This window comes from Kribbella sp. NBC_00359 (assembly GCF_036097425.1).
GTDB lineage: Bacteria > Actinomycetota > Actinomycetes > Propionibacteriales > Kribbellaceae > Kribbella.
This window is the reverse complement of sequence record NZ_CP107975.1, coordinates 2051226-2072598: the sequence shown is the minus strand read 5'-3', so window position 1 is coordinate 2072598 and position 21373 is coordinate 2051226. Positions and strand designations below refer to the sequence as shown.

Sequence of the window (21373 nt, the reverse complement as noted above, 5' to 3'; positions counted from 1 at the left end):
CCCCCGGACGGGTCGTGGAGGGCGACCCGCATACACGAACTCCATGGAGATTTGCTGTGACAACATCACGCAGAGGGCGGGGGCTCCTAGCAGTCACCACCGCCGTCTCCGCCGCCACCGTGCTGGCCGTGACGGCCGCCGGTGGCGCCACCGCCGCCCAGACCGCCGGACCGGGCGAGGGCAAGGGCAAGGCGGCCCAGTCCGAGAACGCGTCGAGTAAGGAGCGGAAGGGCAACTACGACGCCCGGACGCCGAGCGCCAAGGTCACCAACGCCCGCGCCGCCAAGGTGGCCGGCAAGGAGACCGCGGCCTCGGAGAAGTTCCGCAACTCGCTCGGCACCCAGGGCGTCGTCGAGCTCGACCCGAACACCGGCACCCCGGCCCAGGTCACCAAGCTCAACGGTTTCCTGACCGGCAAGAGCGCGAAGAAGGCGCCGGACGTCGCGCTCGGCTACGTGAAGGCGCACCCGGAGGTCTTCAAGCTCTCCGACGCCGACCTGGCCACGCTGAAGCTGCGCAAGGACTACGTCGACGACCTGGGCACCCACCACGTGTTCTGGTCGCAGGTGGTCGACGGTGTCGAGGTGTTCGGCAACGGCCTGAAGGCCAACGTCACCAAGAACGGCCAGCTGATCTCGGTCATGGGCTCGCCGGTCGCCGGTCTCACCGCCCAGGCCGAGGCCGCCGCGGCCGCGCCGAAGGTGACCGCCGCCGCGGCCCGCACCGCGGCTGCCGAGGACCTCGGCAGTACGCCGAAGTCCGCCACCGCGAAGGCGTCCGGCGTCAGCACCCAGTGGAGCAACGGCGACACCGCGAAGCAGGTGTGGTTCCATACCGCCGACGGGCTGCGCAAGGGCTGGCTGACCTACGTCAACGCCGGCGGCATGAAGATCTACAACCACGTGATCGACGCCCAGACCGGCAGCCTGCTCTACCGCAAGGACCTGGTCAGCGAGGGCAACGGCGACGCGCTGGTCCAGGACAACTACCCGGGCGCGGCCAAGGGCGGCACCCAGCGGGTCGAGAACCTGATCTTCAACAAGTGGCTGCCGAAGAACGCCAAGACCCTCCTCGACGGTACGTCGGTCGCGGCCTGGGCGGACGTGAACGACGACAACCAGCCGAACGCCGGTGAGACGGTCAAGGTGCCCGGCACGAAGACCGGCGCCGAGTACAAGTTGGTGCCGTTCCAGAACAACTCCTCCTCGTTCTGCTCGGCGACCTTCGTCTGCACCTGGGACCCGGCCAAGCCGGACTCCTGGAAGACGAACATGAACCAGGACGTCACCAACGCGTTCTACCTGGCCAGCAACTTCCACGACTGGCTGGCCAAGCCGCCGATCAGCTTCACCCCGGCGGCCGGTTCGTTCGACGCCGCAGGCCGCGACCCGGTGCTGCTGAACGCGCTGGACGGCGCGGCGACCGCGGCGAACGGCGGCCCGGACGCGAACCACATCGACAACGCCAACATGTCCACTCCGCCGGACGGCACCCCGCCGACCATGCAGATGTACCTGTGGCACCAGCCCGGCGCGACCGACGAGCAGGACCCGTTCGTTCCGGCCAGCGGCGCGAACGACGCGAGCGTGCTGTACCACGAGTACACCCACGGTCTGTCCAACCGCCTGGTCGTCGACGCCACCGGCAACAGCACGCTGAACAGCATCCAGGCCGGCTCGATGGGCGAGGCGTGGAGCGACTTCTACGCGATGGACTACCTGGTCTCGCACGGCCTGGAGAAGGACACCACCGCACCGGGCGAGGTGCTCGAGGGCAAGTACGTCGCCCACGGTGAGCTGTTCCGCACCCAGGCGATCGACTGCCGGGTCAAGGCGGTCAGCGCGAACTGCATCCAGCCCGACGGCTCGAAGGGCGGCTACACCTACGCCGACTTCCCGACCATCGGCGGCACACCTGAGGTGCACGCCTCCGGTGAGGTCTGGGCGCAGACGCTGTGGGACCTGCGGGAGCGCTTCGGCCGCAGCTACGCGATGAGCATCATCACCCGCGCGATGGAGCTGTCGCCGGCCGACCCGACCATGCTCGACATGCGCAACGCGATCGTGCAGGCCGACCTGGTCGCCAGCGGCGGCAAGAACGCCGACATCATCTGGACCGTCTTCGCCAACCGCGGCATGGGCTGGTACGCCGGTGTCGTCGACGGCGGCGACGCCTTCCCGGCCGAGGACTTCCACAAGCCGCCGACAGGTGCGACCACGTCCCTGACCGGCACCGTGAAGGACAAGGACACCGGCGCTCCGGTAGCCGGCGCGCTCGTCTACATCGGCGGTCACTCGTCCGGCTACGCCGGCGACTACGCCGCCTCGACCGACGCGACCGGCAAGTACACCATCACCGGTGTCGCCCCGGGCACGTACCCGAAGGTCGTGGTGGCCGCTCCGGGCTACGAGCTCATCGTCCAGCCAGTCAAGGTCAGCCCCGGCGCCAAGGCGGACTTCGTCCCCCGCCGCAACTGGGCCGCGGCCTCCGGCGGCGGTACGGTGGCCGGCTTCAACGGGCCGGACTTCAGCGACTTCGGCTGTGGCCCGGCGGGTGCGATCGACAACGCGCAGGGCACCGGCTGGGGCAGCACCACCGGTGACGACGCCGGCACGCCGACCAACAAGATGATCGACAAGCACGTCGACATCAAGCTGCCGGCAAAGGTGAACATCAGCGCCTTCAACGTCGACCCGTCGAACACCTGTGGCGACCCGGGCAGCGCATCGACCGGGAAGTACCGGATCGAGACCTCGGTCGACGGCACCGCCTGGTCGGTCGCCCAGACCGGCGAGTTCACGGCCGCCAACCGCGGTAAGTACAACCTGGTCACCCCGACCGGCAACGCGACCGGGGTTCAGTACGTGCGGTTCTGGATGCTCAGCCCGCAGGTCCCGGACTTCGAGAACAACTGCCCGGCCGGTGCGTTCGGTGGCTGCCAGTTCACCGACATGACCGAACTGCAGGTCTTCGGCACCAAGTAACAGCCCCTCCCGCGAAGGCCGGCCGAGCACCCGCTCGGCCGGCCTTCCGGCGTTTCAGCGGTCGGTGGACGGCGCGGCCGGTGGCACGGTTTGGGCCCAGTCGGCCCAGTCCGCGAGGGAGGTATAGAGGCGGATGGCGGCCTCGACGGTTACGCGCAGGGACTGAGTCTGCGGGCTGTAGCCGAAGTCGCCACGGTCCTTGGCCTCTGCGAGGACGCGGTACTGCTCGGCCAGGTCCCGGTAATACCGCGCCTCCGCCTGGAGGTGACGCTGCAGATCGACGGTGTCCATCAGCCAGAAGAACAGTGATCGCAGCAGAGGCTGCAGACGCATGGTGTGGTCGACGTCGACCTCGGTCAGCCAGCGCTTGACCTCCGCCACCCCGGCATCGGTGATCCGGTACGCCTTCCGCCGCCGCGGTCCCTCGCTCTCGACCTCGACCAGGCCCTCGGCCGCGAGCTTGCCGAGCTCGGCGTAGATCTTCGGGTGCTGGGCCGGCCAGATCGATCCGAGCACCTCGGTGAACCGGCGGGCCAGGTCGTAGCCGCTCGCCGGTCCCTCGGCGAGCAGCCCGAGCAGCCCGTGCCGCAACGACATGCCGTCTCCTCGCATCGCGTCGTACGTCCAGAAGCATCTTGACATGTCCCTGCGGACATGTGCATGCTCGCTTATGTCCCTAGGGACATGTCCTATGGAACATCACGGCGTGAGGGAGTCGATATGGCGGACAGACGGGCGGTACTCATCACCGGTTCGACCGGCGGCATCGGGACGGCGACGGTCGAGCTGCTCCGGCGTCGCGGGTTCACCGTGTACGCCGGGGCGCGCGGGCCGGCCGACTTCGGGGAGGGGGTTCACGTGGTCCCGCTGGATGTGGCGGATCCGGAGAGCGTCGCCGCGGCGGCCAAGCGCGTCGCGGGGGAGGTCGACGGGCTGCGGGCGGTGATCAACAACGCGGGGGTGATCGTGCAGGGGCCGCTCGAACTGGTACCGGCCGACGAGTGGCGGCGGCAGCTCGAGGTGAACACGCTGGGGCCGGCGTCCGTGGTCCGGGAGTTCCTGCCGCTGGTGCGCGCGGGCGCCGGGCGGATCATCAACGTGGGTGCGGCGACCGGGCGGATCGCGTTCCCGCTGCTCGGTGCGCTGTCCGCGAGCAAGGCCGGTCTGGAGGCGTTGTCGAACGCGCTCCGGCTGGAGCTCGCCGCCTGGGACATCCCGGTCGTGATGATCGAGCCGGGGTCCACCGAGACGGCGATCTTCGCGAAGGCCGGGGAGGCCGAGCGGGCGGCGCAGGGGCGGATCGGGGCTGATCAGGTGGCGCTCTATCGAGGACATCTTGCGGCGTACGAGAAGGCCAGTGCGCGCTTCAAGCCCGGGCCGGTCGACAAGGTTGCCGAGGTCATCGTTCGTGCCGTCGAGGCCTCGCGGCCGAAGCGCCGCTACAGCATCGGCGACACCCGCACGCTGGGTGCCGTCCTCACCAAACTCCCCGCGGGCCTGCGCGACCGGGTTCTGACCGGCGCCCTCGGCCTGAACGGCATCAGGCCGTGAAGACGATCGTCCAGCTCGGGCCCGTTACCAAGGAGGGCCCACATCGTGGACAACGGGAAGTAAGTGTAGTGAATTAGTCTAGTTTCGCGGTGTGGATGTTGCCGCTCGACCGTCGCCGTCCCGCTCAGCCGGGCGGGGCGGCGACCGAGCCGCGCTCGATCAGGACCGGCGCGATCGTGGTCCGGCGGACCCGGCGGTTGGTGTCGACGGTCGAGGTGACGCGGGCGACGACGTCGGCGACCAGCTCGTCGAGCGGCCAGTGGAAGGTGGACAGTGGCGGCGTGAGCAGCTGCGACACCGGCTGGTCGTCGTACCCGAGCAGGGAGAGGTCGTCCGGGACGCGGAGGCCGAGCTCGCGGCTGGCGGCGTACACACCAAAGGCCATCGAGTCGGCGAGCGCGAGGATGCCGGTCGGGCGCCGGGCGCTGGTGAGCAGGGTTCTGGCGACCTCGGTCGCGCCGGCCAGGTCGTGTGGGCATTGCAGGATGCGGATCTCCAGCTTGAGGTCGACGCCGACGCGCTGGGCGATCCCCTCGGCCGGCCGCTCCACCTCGAAGCGGCGGGTCGGACTCAGTACGGCGATCTGCCGGTGGCCGGCGTCGGCCAACCGGCGCAGGGCCGTGCTGACACCACTCTCGTTGTCGAGCATGACCTCGGACTTCGCCTTCGCGCCCGGCAGCGCGTCGCCGATCGCGACCACCGGCGTCTGCCGGGCGATCTCGGCCCAGCCCTTCGCGGCCGGATTGATCGGGACCACCACGATCGCGTCGGCGCGGTGGTCGACCAGGTGCTGGGCCAGCTCGAGCTGGCGGTCGGCGTCGCCGGCCGAGTCGATGATCCACGCGTTCCGGTCCGGGGCGAGCAACTCCCGGCCGAGGGCGGCCGCGAGCCGCTGCTGCCAGAGATCCTCCAGCGACGCGCAGAGCACTCCGATCGAACCGCTGCGGCCCGAGGCGAGGGCCCGGGCGACCGGGTCGGCCTGGTAGCCGAGGCGGTCGGCGGCGTCCTGGACCCGCTGCCTGGTCTCCGGCGTTCCGTGCAGGCCGCGCAAAGCGTACGACACAGCGGCCATCGAGAGCCCGGTCTCGGCGGCGATGTCCTTGAGGGTTGGCCTCCGGCCGGTTCCGGACATGTCCACGACCTTAGGGCAGACCTCGGACAAAAGCTTGACAAGAGGACCATTGAAGCGCTTCACTCTACTCATCCTGAAGCGCTTCAATTTGATCAGATCGCTGGGGGGAGGGTCCGATGATCGACGTCCACCAGCATCTGTGGCCGGTCGGGTTCGTCGACCGCCTCCGGGCCCGCTCCGAGCCGCCGTACCTCGACGGCTGGACGCTCCACACCGCGAGCGAGGCGCCGTACGACGTGGATCCGGCCGCGCACGCGGTCGACAAGCGGGTCGCGCTGGAGCAGGACAGTGGGACGAAACTCGCCGTGGTCTCGCTGTCGAGTCCGCTCGGGATCGAGCATCTCGGGGACGCCGCGCTGCTCGATGCCTGGCACGCCGGGGCCGTGGAGTTCCCGGCGCCGTTCAAGGCCTGGGCGGCCGTCGATCTGCTCGACCCTGATGTCGAGGGTCTGGAATCCCTTCTGGACAAGGGTTTTCTCGGGCTGCAGTTGCCTGCCCATGTGCTCGGCACGCCGGCCGGGTGGGCCGCGCTGGGTGAGTTGCTTGCTGCGGTCGAGCGACTGAACAAGCCGATCCTCGTCCACCCGGGTGTGGCTCAGCCGGTCGACGAGGCGCTGTGCTGGTGGGCGCCGGTGGTCGATTACACGAGCCAGTTGCAGGCCGCTTGGTGGTCATGGCATGCGTTCGGCGGGCGACGCTCGTACCCGGCCTTGCGGCTGTGCTTCGCGGCCGCGGCGGGGCTGGCGCCGGTGCACCACGAGCGGCTGGCCGCGCGCGGCGGCCGGCTCGGCACCATCGACCCGAATCTGTACGTCGACACCTCGAGCTACGGCCCGCAGGGGATCGACGCGGTCGCAAGGGTCCTCGGCATCGACCAGGTCGTGCACGGCACCGACCGGCCGTACGCCGGGATCACCGACCTCCGCCAAGGCGGCGCCGCGACCGCGGTGATCCGCCACGACAATCCACACCGGCTGCTGTTCGGCGCCGGTACACCGACTCCTGAGAGGGGAGTGCAGTGACTGCTCAGCCCATCACCGACGTTCCGGTGCCCGCGCGCCAAGCCAGCCGGCTCGTGGAGCTCAACAACTGTCTGTCGCTGGACGACCTTCCGGGCCGCGACCTCGATCCCGCCGAGCTGGCCGAGCTGGCCGCGTCGATCGCCGCGCAGCCGCAGCTGTGGGAGGACAAGGTCGCCTACAGCGACGAGGAGCGGGTGTTCGCCTCGCTGCACCGGGACGCGAACGTCGACGTCTGGCTGATCTGCTGGACCCCGGTCAACGACACCGGCTGGCACGACCACGACGTCTCGTCCGGAGCGGTCGCGGTGGCCAAGGGCAAGCTGGTCGAGCACAACCTGGCCATCGGCACCGAGTCGGTCGAGACCGAGGTGGAGGCCGGCGACGTCTACGGCTTCGGCCCCGACCACATCCACCGCCTCACCGGCCTCGACAAGGGCAGCGTCACCGTCCACGCCTACAGCCCACCCCTGTGGCGCATGGGCCAGTACTCGGTGAAGGACGGCGTCCTCCGCCGGATCTCCGTCTCCTACGCCGATGAACTCCGCCCCCTCGACTGAGTGATCGGACCCGGTCGACGCGATCCTGGATCTCTGACTAAAGTCAGAGAATGGAGATTGGTGGGGTTCGGCGGTTCAATCGGGTGGTTACGCAGCGGGTGGGGGCGTTGCAGGAGACCTATCTGGCTCGGGGGCGGTCGTTGGGGCTGGACCGGGTGTTGTGGGAGATCGGGCTCGACGGGTGTGATGTCAGGTCGCTGCGGGCCCGGCTCGAGCTGGACTCGGGGTATCTGAGCCGGCTGCTGCGATCGCTGGAGAGCAGTGGGCTGGTCCGGGTCGAACGGAGCGGTGGCGACGGGCGGGTCCGGATCGCGCGCCTGACGAAGGCGGGTGTCGCCGAGCGGGAGGTGCTGGATCGGCGGTCGGACGAACTGGCGGTGTCGATCCTGGAGCCGTTGAGTGAGCGGCAGCAGGAGCGGCTGGTCGCCGCGATGGACGAGGTGTCGCGGTTGCTGACCGCGTCGATGGTGCGCGTCGGGGTGGTCGATCCGCGGCGGCCGGACGCGCAGTACTGCGTGCAGTCGTACTTCGCCGAGCTCGGCCGGAGGTTCGACGCCGGGTTCGATCACACCCGCAGCATCTCGGCGGACAACGCCGAGTTGACGTTGCCCGCCGGATTGTTGCTAATGGCAACACTCCGTACCGAGCCGGTCGGCTGCGGCGGGTTGAAGCTGCACGGTGCCGAGCCGGCCGAGATCAAACGGATGTGGGTCTCACCTGAGGCGCGGGGCCTCGGGCTCGGGCGCCGGCTGCTGACCGAGCTCGAGCGCGAGGCGATCGCCCACGGTGCCCCCGCCGTACGGCTGGAAACCAACCGCAACCTGACCGAGGCGATCGCCCTGTACCGCGCCGCGGGCTACCGGGAGGTGCCGGCCTTCAACACCGAGCCCTACGCCCACCACTGGTTCGAGAAATCCCTTCTTTCCTAGTGAACCCGGAGTACGCCGAGGAGGCCGTGGGACTCCTCGTCCGGCCCGGCGGAGAAGAACAGCGAGTCCGTCCCGCCGGTGGTGGCGGTGCCCTGGAGGAGCGCCCAGAGGCCGTCGATCACGAGCGTCTTGCCGCGCGTGTTGCGGACCTGACCGGCGAACTTGTACCCGCCGTGGGACTTCGGCTGGAAGATGTTGATCCGGCCGTCCCCGAAGTTGCCGACCAGGAGAGTGCCGGCCGGCTGACCCCACGCGGCCGGCGCGAACGCCAGACCCCAAGGAGCGTTCAGCGTGCCGCGCGACGCGACGCGGGCGACCAGCCTTCCGTCCACGGTGAACTCGTCGACGAACCCGAGGCCGCGGCCGGCGATCTCGTCACCGGTCTTCGGGTTCACCTTGGCGTAGGCGACGAAGATCCGGCCGTTGAGCGTCTGCACGTTGAACGGTCCGAACCCCTTCGGCAGGTGGAAGTCCCGGAACGCCCACCGCGGCTTCTTCACCAGGGTGAACGTGGTGTCGAAGACATCGATCCGGCGTTGGGTGAAGTTGGCGGCGTACAACCGGTCCCCTGCTCCGGTTGTCGCGATCGCCAAGCCCTTGTAGATGGCGCCGGGGGTGGTGGCCTTGATCTGGGCGGCGCCGATCGCCGGAGTGACCGGCGGAGCCCAGGCGGCGATCTGTCCGGTCTCGGTGGCGAAGATGAACCGGGCCGGCGTGCTCACCGTCCCGTTGGTGATCACGAACCCGGTGCCGGGGTTGTTGACCTGCCCGGTCGGAACCGGCACGTCCACCCGGACTGTCTGCACCTTGCTCGCGGTGGTCGAGCCTGGCGCGGTCGAGTACAGCGTGGACGACGACGTACCGTTGTTGGACACCCACAGCGGCGTCGTCGCGCCGAGCGACAGACCCCACGGGTTCACCAGGTCGTCGTCCTGGAGCGAGGCCTTGCCCTTCTGGTCCGAGACCAGGTTGACCTGCTGTACGGCGAGTGGGTGGTGGTGGGACTGGTGGGCGCTGGCCGTGGACGGCGCGATCAGCGCGAGACCGCCGATGAGCGCGGTCGTCATGGCGAGTGGACGGCTCTTGGCGAGAAGCGGCATGACTCTTTCCCCTCCATCTGGATGTGGAACACCATCGATACGGGTGGGTGGGGTAGGCGGTTCAATCGCCGCAGGGTAAACATGGCGGAGAACTCGGGGTGGGGAATGCACTGGTGAGTAGGAGGGGGAGTACATGTCAGGACTTGCGATCGAGCCGTTGAATCCGGAGATCCTGCCGCCGGCGACCGGCAACTACGCGCACGGCGTCCAGGTGGACGGAGCCCAGCGGATGGTGTTCGTCAGCGGACAAGTGCCGTGGGGCAACGAGCACGGCCGGGTGCCGGAGACGTTCGAGGCACAGTGCCGGATGGTCTGGCGGAACGTGCTGTCGGTGCTGGCCGAGGCCGGCATGGGGATCCGGAACCTGGTGAAGGTGACGACGTACCTGTCCGACCGGCAGTACCGGGCGCTGAACTCGAAGATCCGCGAGGAGGTGCTCGGCCAGCACGTGCCGGCCCTCACCGTCATCATCTGCGACATCTACGCCGAGAACTGGCTACTCGAGATCGACGCCGTCGCCATGGCCTGACCGGTCCACCGCGCGCCGAGTGGCTATGGAAAGCGTGCGTACGCCGTCTTAGCGTGATGAGCATGAGAATCCGGGTAGTCGACGCGTTCGCCGATCGTCCCTTCACCGGGAACCCAGCGGGTGTCTGTGTACTGCCCGCCGGGGCCTGGCCCGAGGCCGCCTGGATGCAGTCGGTCGCGGCGGAGCTGCAGCACGCCGAGACCGCGTTCGTGAAGCCGTCTCCGGGTGGTGACGCGGAGTGGGAGCTTCGCTGGTTCACACCGACGATCGAGGTGGACCTGTGTGGTCACGCGACCCTGGCGACGACGCACGCGCTGCTGTCGGACGGGCTGGCCAGCGGCAAGGTGGGCTTCTTGACCCGGAGCGGGGTGCTGACAGCTTCGGTCGACGACGGTTGGATCACCCTCGACTTCCCGGTCAACCGACCGGTCGAGGCGGAGGCGCCGGCGGGCTTGATCGCGGCGCTCGGGGTCGAGCCGGTCAGTGTGCACAGCACGGGCGCGCTGACCGACGTGTTCGTCGTCCTGCCCGACGAGTCGGCGCTCCGCGCGCTGGCGCCGGACCTGGGTCAGGTGAAGGCGATCAATCAGCGCGAGCGGAACCGGGGCACGATCGTGACCGCCCCGCGGACTCCGGCTTCGATTTCGTGTCGCGGTTCTTCGCTCCGGCCGCCGGGATCCCGGAGGACCCGGTCTGTGGCAGCGCGCACACCGCGTTGGCGCCGTACTGGGCCGAGCGCCTCGGACGGAACGAACTGGTCGGATTCCAGGCGTCCGCCCGAGGCGGTGTCGTCCGCGTCGCCACCGTCGGCGATCGCGTCCACCTGAGTGGTCAGGCGATCACCACACTCGACGGTGACTTACTGGTCTAGGCCCAAGTTTCCGCGTGGGTGGCCACGCCGTTCGGGGCTATGAGTTCGGTGACGACGTCCTCGGCGTCCGCGTCCAGCGGCTCGAACGGGTGCTCCGGTACGACGTACGCGCGGGCGCCGGCCACCATCTCGATGCCCGGGAGCTCGAACCACGCCTCCCCGACCTCGCGGCTGATCTCGTAGATGGCCTGCTCGGCGGAGTCGACCGGATCCTGCTCGACGGCCTCGTCCAGTTCGGCCGGGTGCCGTTCCTGTGCTGCCCGGCCGGCCTCGAGCAGCGCGTCCAGGTCGATCACGCGCAGGTCGAACCGCGACACCACGCTGATCACCTGGTCCTGCTCGGTGTCCTCGTCGTCCTCTTCGTCGACCGCGTCGTCCAGCAGGAGTGGCGCCGTACCGGTGTGCTCGAAGACGGCGTCGTTCCAGTCCTCGACGAGTTCCTCGAGTGCGGTGTTCTGCTCGTAGAGCGCGGCCTGCTCCTCGTCGCCGGTCATCGCGAGCAGGGCCTCGGTGTGGGCCTGGAGGCGCTCGGCGAGCTTGCGGCTCGCCTCGGCGAGTGCGTCCCGGGTCTCCGTGGAGAAGAACTGCTCGGCGGGGGCGATGTCCATGTCGGTCACTAGGTGTTCTTCCCTTGTCCGTGGGCTGTGATTGCCACGCGTAAGTATGCGGACTGGCGGCGCTCTCGCGAAGTTTCTGCCAGCAATGAGCTACCTGTGAGAAGCCTGTGAGAGGTCTGTCAGCGGGTGTGAGAGGCCTGTGAGAACACTCCTGACCAGGCAGTGAGCGGTGTGCAGTGAACTCATGAGCACTTTTGCCGTGAGGTGGTGGCGTCATGACTGACGTCATCTATCTGGTCGTCACCGTCGTCGTGTTCGCGGCCATCTGGTTCGCGCTGCGTGGAGTGGAGAAGCTGTGAGCGCCGAGAACATCGCCGGCCTGGTGGTCGCCGCGGCCCTGATCCTCTACTTGGTCGCCGCCCTGATCTTCCCCGAGAGGTTCTGATGTCCGACACCGCAGCCGGCCTGTTGCAGGTCGGCCTCCTGCTCGTGCTCCTGGCCGCCGTCTACCGGCCGCTGGGCGGGTACATGGCCCGGGTCTACTCGTCCGACAAGGACCTGGCGATCGAGCGCGGCACCTACAAGCTCTTCGGGGTCGACTCGAAGGCCGACCAGACCTGGGGCGTCTACGCGCGGTCGCTGATCGCGTTCTCCGCCGTCAGCCTGGTCCTGCTCTACCTGCTCCAGCGCCTGCAGCACTACCTGCCGCTGTCGCTCGGGCTGCCGAACGTGGAGTCGGGGCTGGCCTGGAACACCGCCGCGTCGTTCGTGACGAACACCAACTGGCAGTCGTACTCGCCCGAGGTGACGATGGGCCACCTGGTCCAGTTCGCCGGCCTCGCGGTGCAGAACTTCGTGTCCGCGGCCGTTGGCATCGTCGTCGCGATCGCCCTGATCCGCGGCTTCTCCCGGGCCAAGACCGACCGGATCGGCAACTTCTGGGTCGACCTGACCCGGACCTCGCTGCGGATCCTGCTGCCGATCGCCATCATCGGCACGCTGGTGCTGGTCGCGATGGGCGTCGTACAGAACTTCTCCGGTGGGCACGAGGTCACCTCGGTGGTCGGCCAGACCCAGACCATCCCGGGCGGGCCGGTGGCCAGCCAGGAGGTCATCAAGGAGCTCGGCACGAACGGTGGCGGTTTCTACAACGCCAACTCGGGCCACCCGTTCGAGAACCCGAACCCGCTGTCGAACCTGTTCGAGATCTTCCTGCTGCTGCTGATCCCGGTCTGCCTGACCCGGACCTTCGGCCTGATGGTCAAGGACAAGAAGCAGGGCTACGCGATCCTCGGCGTGATGGGTGTCCTGTGGGCCGCCTTCGCCTTCTCCGCCACCCTCTTCGAAAACCTGGGCGCCGGTACGGCGACGCACGCGGCGGGTGCCGCGTTGGAGGGCAAGGAGACCCGCTTCGGCATCTGGGCCTCGGCCTTGTTCGGGGCGTCCACGACGGGTACGTCGACCGGTGCCGTGAACGCGGCGCATGACTCGTTCACACCACTCGGTGGCGGCACCGTCCTGTTCCACATGATGCTCGGTGAGGTCTCACCCGGTGGTACCGGTACGGGTCTCTACGGCATGCTCATCCTCGCCGTCCTGGCGGTATTCGTCGCCGGCCTGATGGTCGGCCGGACGCCGGAGTACCTGAAGAAGAAGATCACCGCCCGCGAGATGAAGCTGGTCTCGCTCTACATCCTCACGACGCCGGCCGTCGTACTGGTCGGTGCGTCGCTGGCGATGGGGCTTGCCGTGGCGCGTGCCTCGATCTTCAACACCGACAGCCCCCACGGGTTCTCGGAAGTGCTGTACGCGTTCACCTCGGCCGGCAACAACAACGGCAGTGCGTTCGGCGGTCTCAGCGCGAACATCCCGTTCTACAACACCGCTCTCGGGCTGGTGATGCTGTTCGGCCGGTTCGTGCCGATCGTGCTCGCGCTGGCCCTGGCCGGCTCGCTCGCCCAGCAGCAGCCGGTGCCGGTGACGCAGGGCACGCTGCCCACCCACAAGGCCCTGTTCGTGACGATGCTCGTCGGCGTCGTCCTGATCGTGACCGGCCTGACCTATTTCCCCGCTCTTACTCTCGGACCTCTTGCGGAGGGACTGTGACCACGCTCGTGAAGACCCCCTCGCCGGGTGCCAAGAAGGACCCGGGGACGGTGGCGAAGAAGGCGCCGTCGGGCCTGTTCGACCCACGGATGCTCTGGACCTCCCTGCCGGACGCGCTGCGCAAGCTCGATCCGCGGGTGATGGTGAAGAACCCGGTGATGTTCGTGGTCGAGGTCGGCGCGGTCGCGTCGACGATCATCGCCGTCACCGACTCCAGCGTCTTCGTCTGGTGGGTGGTGGTCTGGCTCTGGCTGACCGTGGTCTTCGCCAACCTGGCGGAGGCGGTCGCGGAAGGCCGGGGCAAGGCCCAGGCCGAGACGCTGCGGCGGGCCAAGACCGAGACGACCGCCCGGCGACTGGTCGGTGAACGCGAGGAAATGGTGCCGGCGACCCAGCTGCAGCTCGGCGACCTCGTCGTCGTCGAGGCCGGCCAGATCATCCCCGGCGACGGTGACGTCATCGAGGGTGTCGCCAGTGTCGACGAGTCCGCCATCACGGGCGAGTCCGCCCCGGTCATCCGGGAGTCCGGCGGCGACCGCAGTGCGGTCACCGGCGGCACCAAGGTGTTGTCGGACCGGATCGTCGTGAAGATCACCACCAAGCCGGGTGAGAGCTTCATCGACCGGATGATCGCGCTGGTCGAGGGCGCGTCGCGGCAGAAGACGCCGAACGAGATCGCGCTGAACATCCTGCTGGCCAGCCTGACCATCGTGTTCCTGATCGCCACGGTGACGCTGCCGACGTTCGCGAACTACGCGCACACGAACCTGAACATCGTGATCCTGGTGGCCCTGCTGGTCTGCCTGATCCCGACCACGATCGGTGCACTGCTGTCCGCGATCGGCATCGCCGGGATGGACCGGCTGGTCCAGCGCAACGTGCTGGCCATGTCGGGTCGTGCGGTCGAGGCCGCGGGCGACGTGAACACCCTGCTGCTCGACAAGACCGGCACCATCACGCTGGGCAACCGGCAGGCGTCGGAGTTCATTCCGGTCCAGGGCGTGTCCGACACCGAGCTGGCCGACGCGGCCCAGCTGTCCAGCCTGGCCGACGAGACTCCGGAGGGCCGGTCGATCGTCGTACTGGCGAAGACCGGCTACGGACTGCGCGAGCGGCACACCGGAGAGTTGCCGCATGCAACCTTCGTGCAGTTCACCGCGCAGACCCGGATGAGCGGTGTGGACGTGGACGGCCGGCACGTCCGCAAGGGTGCGGCCGGTGCGGTGAACGCCTGGATCAACCAGCAGGGCGGCACGACCGACCCGCAGCTCGGCGAGATCGTCGACGGCATCTCGGCCTCCGGTGGTACGCCGCTGGTCGTTGCCGAGAGCATCGACGGGACGGCGCGCCCGCTCGGCGTGATCCACCTCAAGGACGTGGTCAAGGAAGGCATGCGGGAGCGGTTCGACCAGATGCGCGCGATGGGCATCCGGACCGTGATGATCACCGGTGACAACCAGCTGACCGCGAAGGCGATCGCCGAGGAGGCCGGAGTCGACGACTTCCTGGCCGAGGCAACGCCCGAGGACAAGATGGCGCTGATCAAGAAGGAGCAGGAGGGCGGCCGGCTGGTCGCGATGACCGGTGACGGGACGAACGACGCCCCGGCGCTGGCGCAGGCCGATGTCGGTGTGGCGATGAACTCCGGTACGTCGGCCGCCAAGGAGGCCGGCAACATGGTCGACCTCGACTCCAACCCGACCAAGTTGATCGAGATCGTCGAGATCGGCAAGCAGTTGCTGATCACCCGGGGTTCGCTGACCACGTTCTCGATCGCGAACGACGTGGCCAAGTACTTCGCGATCCTGCCGGCTCTGTTCGCCGCGGCCTACCCGGGCCTGGACAAGCTGAACATCATGCACCTGTACTCGCCCGAGTCGGCGATTCTGTCCGCGGTCGTGTTCAACGCACTGGTGATCGTGGCCCTGGTACCGCTCGCCCTGCGGGGTGTGCAGTACAAGCCGTCGTCGGCGTCCGCGATGCTGCGGCGCAACCTGCTGATCTACGGCGTCGGTGGCCTCATCTCCCCGTTCATCGGCATCAAACTCCTGGACCTGGTGATCTCCTTGATCCCGGGCATCCGCTGAAAGGTAGTTGTTCATGGCAAGCAATCTCCCCGGCTCGGTCCGGCAGTTCGGGGTGGCGATCCGGGCAGTGCTCGTGCTCACCGTCATCCTCGGCATCGCGTACCCGCTGGTGATGACCGGTGTTTCCCAGGTGCTGTTCCACGGCAACGCGAACGGCTCGATCGTCCAGGTCAACGGCAAGGACACGTCCTCCGACCTGATCGGCCAGGCGTACACCCAGGACAGCGGCAAGAAGGACTCCGACGGCAACGCGATCATGGTCGCGGACCCGAAGTGGTTCCAGACCCGGCCGTCCGCGGTCGACTACGACGCGATGGGCAGCGCGGCCTCGCAGTACGGGCCGAACAACGCCGACCTGGTCGCGCTGATCGACGAGCGGCGCAAGGCTGTCGCGGCGCTCGAGGGTGTCGACCCGTCGCAGGTCCCGCCGGACGCGGTGACGGCCAGCGGCAGCGGTCTGGACCCGCACATCAGCCCGGCGTACGCCGCTCTGCAGGTCAACCGGGTGGCGCGGGAGCGTGGCCTGGACGTGGCCAAGGTCCAGCAACTGGTGAAGGAGAACACGGAGGGTCGCACCCTGGGCTTCCTGGGTGAACCCCGCGTCAACGTGGTGAAGCTCAACAACGCCCTAGCGGCGCTGGGCTGAACTGAGAGCATGGGGGTATGAGTAAGAGCGGCCGTGGGCATCTGCGGATCTACCTGGGTGCCGCGCCCGGCGTAGGGAAGACCTACAAGATGCTGGGCGAGGGTCAGCGACGGCTGACCCGGGGCACCGACGTGGTGGTCGGATTCGTGGAGACCCACGGCCGTGAGCACACCGCCGAGATGATGCAGGGTCTCGAGGTGATACCCCGCCGGATCCTGGACTACCGCGGCGCGAGCTTCACCGAGATGGACATCGACGCCGTGCTGGCCCGGCGGCCGGAGGTGGCGCTGGTCGACGAACTGGCGCACACCAACGTGCCGGGCAGCCGGAACGAGAAGCGCTGGCAGGACATCGAGGAGCTGCTGTCCGCCGGGATCGACGTGATCTCGGCGGTCAACATCCAGCACCTCGAGTCGATCAACGACGTGGTCGAGAAGATCACCGGCGTACCACAGCAGGAGACCGTCCCGGACCGCGTGGTCCGGGCCGCCGACCAGATCGAACTGGTCGACATGACCCCGGAGGCGCTGCGCCGCCGGATGGCCCACGGCAACGTCTACACGGCGGACAAGATCGATGCTGCCCTGGGCAACTATTTCCGCGTCGGCAACCTGTCCGCCCTGCGCGAACTCGCGCTGCTCTGGCTTGCCGACCGGGTGGACGCCGGCCTGCAGCAGTACCGTGCCCAACATGACATCGACTCGACCTGGGAAGCCAGGGAACGAGTGGTGGTTGCACTTACCGGCGGCCCCGAAGGCGAGACCCTGATCCGGCGTGCCGCCCGCATCGCCGCCCGCTCCTCCGGCGGGGACCTGCTCGCCGTTCACGTCGCCCGCTCCGACGGTCTCACCGGCGCCGACCCGAAGCGCCTCGCCGACCAGCGCAATCTGGTCGAAAGCCTCGGTGGGACCTATCACCAGGTGGTCGGCGACGACATCCCGGCCGCGCTGCTGACCTTCGCCCGCGCCGAGAACGCGACCCAGTTGGTCCTCGGCGGCTCGCGGAGGTCGCGGCTGTCGTCCCTGATCACCGGCCCGGGGATCGGGTCCGGCACGATCCGCGACTCCGGCGACATCGACGTACACATCGTCACGCACTCGTTGATGGGCCGCGGCCGGCTGCCCCGGTTGCGCGGCAGCCTGTCACGGCGCCGGAAGATCGAGGGCTTCATCCTGGCCGTCGTCCTGCCGCCACTGCTCGCGCTGCTCCTTGGTCTGGGCGGGGACAACCTCAACCTGACCAGCAACGTACTTGCGTTCCTGCTGGCCGTCGTCGTGGTTGCGTTGGTCGGTGGGCTCTGGCCTGCGTTGCTCACCGCGATCGGGGGCACCGTCGTACTGAACTACTTCTTCACACCGCCGACCCGGACGTTCACCATCGCGGAGCTGAACAATGCGCTCGCGCTGGCGATCTTCGTGCTGGTCGCGGCGATGGTGAGCTCGGTCGTCGACCGGGCGGCCCGTCGGACCAGACAGGCGGCCCGTGCGGCTGCGGAATCCGAGACGCTGGCGACGCTGGCCGGCTCCGTGCTGCGTGGCGAGACCGCCCTGCCCGCCCTGCTCGAACGGGTCCGCGAGGCCTTCGGGATGACCGGAGCCTGCCTGATGGAGCGGGTGGACGACGACGAGCTGACCGAGGTCTGGCGCCCGCTGGCCTCGGCCGGCACGCTGACGTGCAGCCGGCCGGAGGAAGCCGACGCCGAGGTCCCGGCCCGCGACGACCTGGTCCTCGTTCTGCAAGGCCATCAGCTGGCCGCGGACGAGCGGCGGCTGGTCGGGGCGTTCGCCGCGCACGCGGCCGCGCTGGTGGACCGGGCCCGGCTGAGCGAGGCCGCCGCCGAGGCGAAGCCGCTGGCCGAAGCCGACAAGCTGCGGACGGCGCTTCTTCGTGCGGTCAGCCACGATCTCCGGTCCCCGCTGGCGTCGGCCAAGGCGTCGGTGACCAGCCTGCGCAGTGACGACGTGGAGTGGAGCGATTCCGAGCGCGAGGAGCTGCTGGAAACGGCGGACGAGTCGTTGGACCGGTTGTCGCGACTCGTGGACAACTTGCTAGACCTCAGTCGCCTGCAGGCCCGGGTCCTGCCCGTCTTCACCCGGCCGATGGCTCTGGACGAGGTCTTGCCCGGTGTGCTGGCAGAGCTGGGTGACGACAGTGACAAAGTGACGGTGGACATCCCGCACACGCTGCCGCTGGTCGAGGCGGACCCCGCGCTGCTGGAGCGCGTGATCGCGAACCTCCTGGCCAACGCGCTTCGCTACTCGCCGCCCGGACGGCCGCCGCTGATTACTGGCAGCGCGCTCGGCGACACCGTCGAGATCCGGGTGATCGACCGTGGACCGGGGATCCCGCGGGAGGACCGGGACCGGGTGTTCGCGCCGTTCCAGCGGCTCGGCGACACGGACAACACGGTCGGCGTCGGCCTCGGGCTGGCGCTGGCCCGCGGTCTGACCGAGGCGATGCACGGCACGCTGCAGCCCGAGGACACCCCGGGCGGCGGGCTCACCATGGTGGTGGCGATGCCGGCCGCCACCCTGCGACCGGCCGACGCGCCGGTCCCGGGCGCCCGCGAACGGTCCGAAGTACCTCAGCCGGAGATACCACAGATGTCAGAGGGGCAGGAATGACCAGGGTCCTGGTGATCGACGACGAACCGCAGATCGTCCGGGCTTTGCAGATCAACCTGAAGGCGCGCGGCTACGAGGTGCATCTGGCCGGCACCGGTACGTCGGCCCTGAAGGTGGCGGCGCAGCACCCGCCGGAGCTGGTGATCCTCGACCTGGGATTGCCGGACTTCGACGGTGTCGACGTGATCCGCGGCCTGCGCGGCTGGACCGAGGCGCCGATCCTGGTGCTGTCCGGGCGCACCGACAGCACCGACAAGGTCGAGGCGCTGGACGCCGGCGCGGACGACTACGTGACCAAACCGTTCGGGATCGACGAGCTGCTGGCGCGGATGCGCGCCGTACTCCGCCGGAGCAACATCGCGCAGGACCAGCCGGTGGTGACGGTCGGCGGCGCCACCGTCGACCTGGCGGCGAAGCGGGTCACTCTCGAGACCGGCGAGGACATCCGCCTCACCCCGACCGAGTGGCACCTGCTCGAGGTCCTGATCCGCCACCCCGGCAAGCTGATGTCGCAACGCCAGCTCCTGACCGAGGTGTGGGGCCCCGGCTACGAAACCGCCAGCGGCAACCTGCGCTTCTACATGGGCCAGCTCCGCCGCAAACTCGAAGAAGACCCGGCCCGCCCCAAGCACCTCCTCACCGAACCAGGCATGGGCTACCGCTTCGAGCCCTGATCCGTACCTAAGGACAGGAGGTAGTGGGATCACTGACCCCTGCGGCAGGTGTGCCCAGGCGAGGAATGCGATCTACGTAGACGACTACGTCCTGTTCTTCGGTACGACTTAACCCTGGCTGATGGTGACCAGAGTCGGGGTGGGGTCGGCCGGGGCCGGCTCGTCGGCGCGGATGCGGAAGCGGAGGCGGCAGACGATCGCGTTGGTGTCGCGGCGGAGGGCGTGGGCGAGCAGGGCGCCGCGGTGGTTCTGGAGCAGGCGCTGCCACAGGTGCTCGGGTTCGACCTCGGGGATGAGGACGAAGACGGTCTCGAACTCGGTGTGCTTGATGTAGCGCACGATCGGGTCGGTCAGCCGGCGCCGGTCGTCGGCCAGCGCGACCAGCGGCACGCCGGGATTCCAGCGCTCCCAGTCCGTGAGCAGCCGGTTGAACGCGCGCACGTCGTCGGGGTCACTCGCGTTCACCGCGTGAACGGCGACCACGTCGTGCCCGAGCCCGGACGCCACCGAGAGCGCGTCCCGGGTCAGCTTGCTCACGCCGTTCACCGGTACGACGACACGCGACCGGCGGGCCTCGGGACGATCCGGAACACGGCCGAGCTCGAGCCGCTCACCGATCCGCCGGTAGTTCCGCTGCACGGCCTGCATCAACACCACCAGAAGCGGTAGCGCGATCGCGATCAGCCACGCCCCGTCGGTGAACTTCGACGCCGTGACCACGATCGCGGCCACTCCGGTGAGGACGGCGCCCAATCCGTTGAGGGCCAGCTTGAACCGCCACCCGGCCGGGCGCGCGTGCCACCAGTGCCGGACCATGCCGGCCTGCGACAACGTGAATCCGACGAACACCCCGATCGCGAACAGCGGCACCAGCGTGTTCATGTCGCCGCGCGCCGCGATCAGCAGCACCGCCGAGACCAGCGTCAGGAACCCGATCCCGTAGCGGTACACTTGCCGCTGACCCCGCAGCTTGAAGACGTGCGGTACGTAGTGGTCCTTCGCCAGCAACTGCGCCAGCACCGGGAGTCCGCCGTACGACGTGTTGGCCGCCAGGGCCAGCAGTATCACGGTCGAGAACTGCACAACGTAGTACCCGAAACCGTGGCCGAGGGACGCGTCGGCGAGCTGCGATAGGACGGTCACGCCCTCGACCGGCTTGATCTCGAACTTCTTGATGAGGACTGCAAGCCCGATCAGCATCGTCGCCAGCAGAACGCCAAGCGCGACCTCGGCTCGTTGGGCCCGGATCACGCGCGGCTTGCGGAAGCTCGGTACGGCGTTCGCGATCGCCTCGACCCCGGTCAGTGCCGCGCAACCGTTCGCGAAGGCCTTCAGCAGCAGGAGAATCCCGAGGGCGTGAATCTGACCGGCCTGCTCCGCGCTCGTGGTGGTGACCGCGGCTTCGCCGCGGAGCAGACCGGCCAGAATCACCGTCAGGATGGCCGCGACGAACACGGCCGTGGGCACGATGAACATCCGCGCGCTGTGCGCGACGCCCTTCAGATTCACCGCGGTCACCAGGGCGAGCACCGCGAGGGCGATCCACACCCGGTAGCCGTACAGCCCTGGTACGGCGGACGTCAGCGCGGCGACCCCGGCTGCGACCGACACGGCGACGTTGAGCACGTAGTCGATCACGAGTGAGGCGCCGGCCACGAGGCTCGCGCGCCGACCGAGGTACTTCTTCGCGACGCCGTACGAACCGCCGCCGTCCGGGAAGGCCGCGATGACCTGCCGATAGGACAGCACCAGCACGAGCAGCAGGCCCGCGATCGCGAGTGTCACCGGCAGCGTCAGCCCGATCGCGCTCGCCCCGCCGAGAGCAAGGACCAGAACGATCGCCTCCGGCCCGTAGGCCACCGAGGCCATCGCGTCCAGCGACAGTGCCGCCAGGCCGCCGATCACACCGAGCCGATGCCGTTCGTCCGCGGAGACACTCACGCCCCCCACTCTCAGGCCCGGGGCCGGCTTCGACACCCGATCCTCACAGCATCCTCATGCCGC

At 68.8% G+C, this 21373-nt stretch carries 17 protein-coding genes and 1 pseudogene; 13 read left to right on the top strand and 5 right to left on the bottom strand.

Annotated elements, in window-relative coordinates; all coding sequences use genetic code 11:
* Window positions 1-56 precede the first annotated feature (56 nt).
* Window positions 57-2984 (top strand): M36 family metallopeptidase, encoded by a 2928-nt coding sequence (locus tag OG876_RS10115; RefSeq protein WP_328524536.1) that lies wholly within the window; start codon window positions 57-59, stop codon window positions 2982-2984.
* A gap of 54 nt (window positions 2985-3038) precedes the next feature.
* Here the strand turns inward: OG876_RS10115 and OG876_RS10110 are convergent, their stop codons facing one another.
* Window positions 3039-3581 carry a helix-turn-helix transcriptional regulator gene (locus tag OG876_RS10110; protein WP_328524535.1) on the bottom strand — a complete coding sequence of 181 codons (543 nt, stop codon included), beginning with the start codon at window positions 3579-3581 and terminating at the stop codon, window positions 3039-3041.
* 123 nt (window positions 3582-3704) lie between these two features.
* Between OG876_RS10110 and OG876_RS10105 the strand changes: the two genes are divergently transcribed.
* Entirely contained in the window at window positions 3705-4535 is an 831-nt protein-coding gene (locus OG876_RS10105) for an SDR family NAD(P)-dependent oxidoreductase (protein ID WP_328524534.1), read from the top strand.
* A 124-nt stretch (window positions 4536-4659) separates the two neighbouring features.
* Here the strand turns inward: OG876_RS10105 and OG876_RS10100 are convergent, their stop codons facing one another.
* Entirely contained in the window at window positions 4660-5667 is a 1008-nt protein-coding gene (locus OG876_RS10100) for a LacI family DNA-binding transcriptional regulator (protein ID WP_328524533.1), read from the bottom strand.
* Window positions 5668-5783: 116 nt separating this feature from the next.
* Here OG876_RS10100 and OG876_RS10095 point away from each other — a divergent pair, with 116 nt between their 5' ends.
* The 3 genes from OG876_RS10095 to OG876_RS10085 are packed head-to-tail and all read left to right on the top strand — an operon-like array spanning window position 5784 to window position 8175.
* Window positions 5784-6689, top strand: coding sequence for an amidohydrolase family protein (locus tag OG876_RS10095; RefSeq protein WP_328524532.1), 906 nt, complete (start codon window positions 5784-5786; stop codon window positions 6687-6689).
* Window positions 6686-7246, top strand: coding sequence for a cysteine dioxygenase (locus tag OG876_RS10090; RefSeq protein ID WP_328524531.1), 561 nt, complete (start codon window positions 6686-6688; stop codon window positions 7244-7246). Before OG876_RS10095 ends, OG876_RS10090 begins: the two co-directional genes overlap by 4 nt.
* 50 nt (window positions 7247-7296) lie before the next feature.
* Entirely contained in the window at window positions 7297-8175 is an 879-nt protein-coding gene (locus OG876_RS10085; RefSeq protein WP_328524530.1) for a bifunctional helix-turn-helix transcriptional regulator/GNAT family N-acetyltransferase, read from the top strand.
* On the opposite strand, the gene OG876_RS10080 is transcribed toward OG876_RS10085, so the two are convergent.
* Window positions 8172-9275 carry a TIGR03118 family protein gene (locus tag OG876_RS10080; RefSeq protein WP_328524529.1) on the bottom strand — a complete coding sequence of 368 codons (1104 nt, stop codon included), beginning with the start codon at window positions 9273-9275 and terminating at the stop codon, window positions 8172-8174. The two genes, OG876_RS10085 and OG876_RS10080, sit on opposite strands and share 4 nt — an antisense overlap.
* Window positions 9276-9408: 133 nt before the next feature.
* Between OG876_RS10080 and OG876_RS10075 the strand changes: the two genes are divergently transcribed.
* Both OG876_RS10075 and OG876_RS10070 read left to right on the top strand, forming a co-directional pair.
* Complete coding sequence (locus OG876_RS10075) at window positions 9409-9804, top strand: RidA family protein (protein ID WP_328524528.1); 396 nt, start codon at window positions 9409-9411, stop codon at window positions 9802-9804.
* Between the two features lie 56 nt (window positions 9805-9860).
* A pseudogene (locus OG876_RS10070) lies at window positions 9861-10675 on the top strand (PhzF family phenazine biosynthesis protein).
* On the opposite strand, the gene OG876_RS10065 reads toward OG876_RS10070, so the two are convergent.
* Window positions 10672-11283: a hypothetical protein gene (locus OG876_RS10065; RefSeq protein WP_328526884.1), complete on the bottom strand. Its 612-nt coding sequence runs from the start codon at window positions 11281-11283 to the stop codon at window positions 10672-10674. The pseudogene OG876_RS10070 and the gene OG876_RS10065 overlap by 4 nt on opposite strands.
* 304 nt (window positions 11284-11587) lie before the next feature.
* Between OG876_RS10065 and kdpF the strand changes: the two genes are divergently transcribed.
* From kdpF to OG876_RS10035, 6 genes are read left to right on the top strand one after another with little or no spacing between them, the layout of a single operon-like run.
* Window positions 11588-11677, top strand: coding sequence for a K(+)-transporting ATPase subunit F (kdpF, locus tag OG876_RS10060; RefSeq protein ID WP_328524526.1), 90 nt, complete (start codon window positions 11588-11590; stop codon window positions 11675-11677).
* Entirely contained in the window at window positions 11677-13338 is a 1662-nt protein-coding gene (gene kdpA, locus OG876_RS10055) for a potassium-transporting ATPase subunit KdpA (protein WP_328524525.1), read from the top strand. Before kdpF ends, kdpA begins: the two co-directional genes overlap by 1 nt.
* Window positions 13339-13388: 50 nt before the next feature.
* Window positions 13389-15425 (top strand): potassium-transporting ATPase subunit KdpB, encoded by a 2037-nt coding sequence (gene kdpB, locus OG876_RS10050; protein ID WP_442914166.1) that lies wholly within the window; start codon window positions 13389-13391, stop codon window positions 15423-15425.
* Between the two features lie 13 nt (window positions 15426-15438).
* Window positions 15439-16071, top strand: coding sequence for a K(+)-transporting ATPase subunit C (kdpC, locus tag OG876_RS10045; protein ID WP_328524524.1), 633 nt, complete (start codon window positions 15439-15441; stop codon window positions 16069-16071).
* A gap of 17 nt (window positions 16072-16088) precedes the next feature.
* A complete protein-coding gene (locus OG876_RS10040; RefSeq protein WP_442914115.1) occupies window positions 16089-18695 on the top strand; it encodes a DUF4118 domain-containing protein in 2607 nt (868 codons plus the stop codon).
* A complete protein-coding gene (locus tag OG876_RS10035) occupies window positions 18692-19369 on the top strand; it encodes a response regulator (RefSeq protein ID WP_328524523.1) in 678 nt (225 codons plus the stop codon). Before OG876_RS10040 ends, OG876_RS10035 begins: the two co-directional genes overlap by 4 nt.
* Window positions 19370-19477: 108 nt before the next feature.
* Here the strand turns inward: OG876_RS10035 and OG876_RS10030 are convergent, their stop codons facing one another.
* On the bottom strand, window positions 19478-21310 hold the full coding sequence (locus OG876_RS10030) for an APC family permease (protein ID WP_328524522.1): 1833 nt from the start codon (window positions 21308-21310) through the stop codon (window positions 19478-19480).
* Window positions 21311-21373 lie beyond the last annotated feature (63 nt).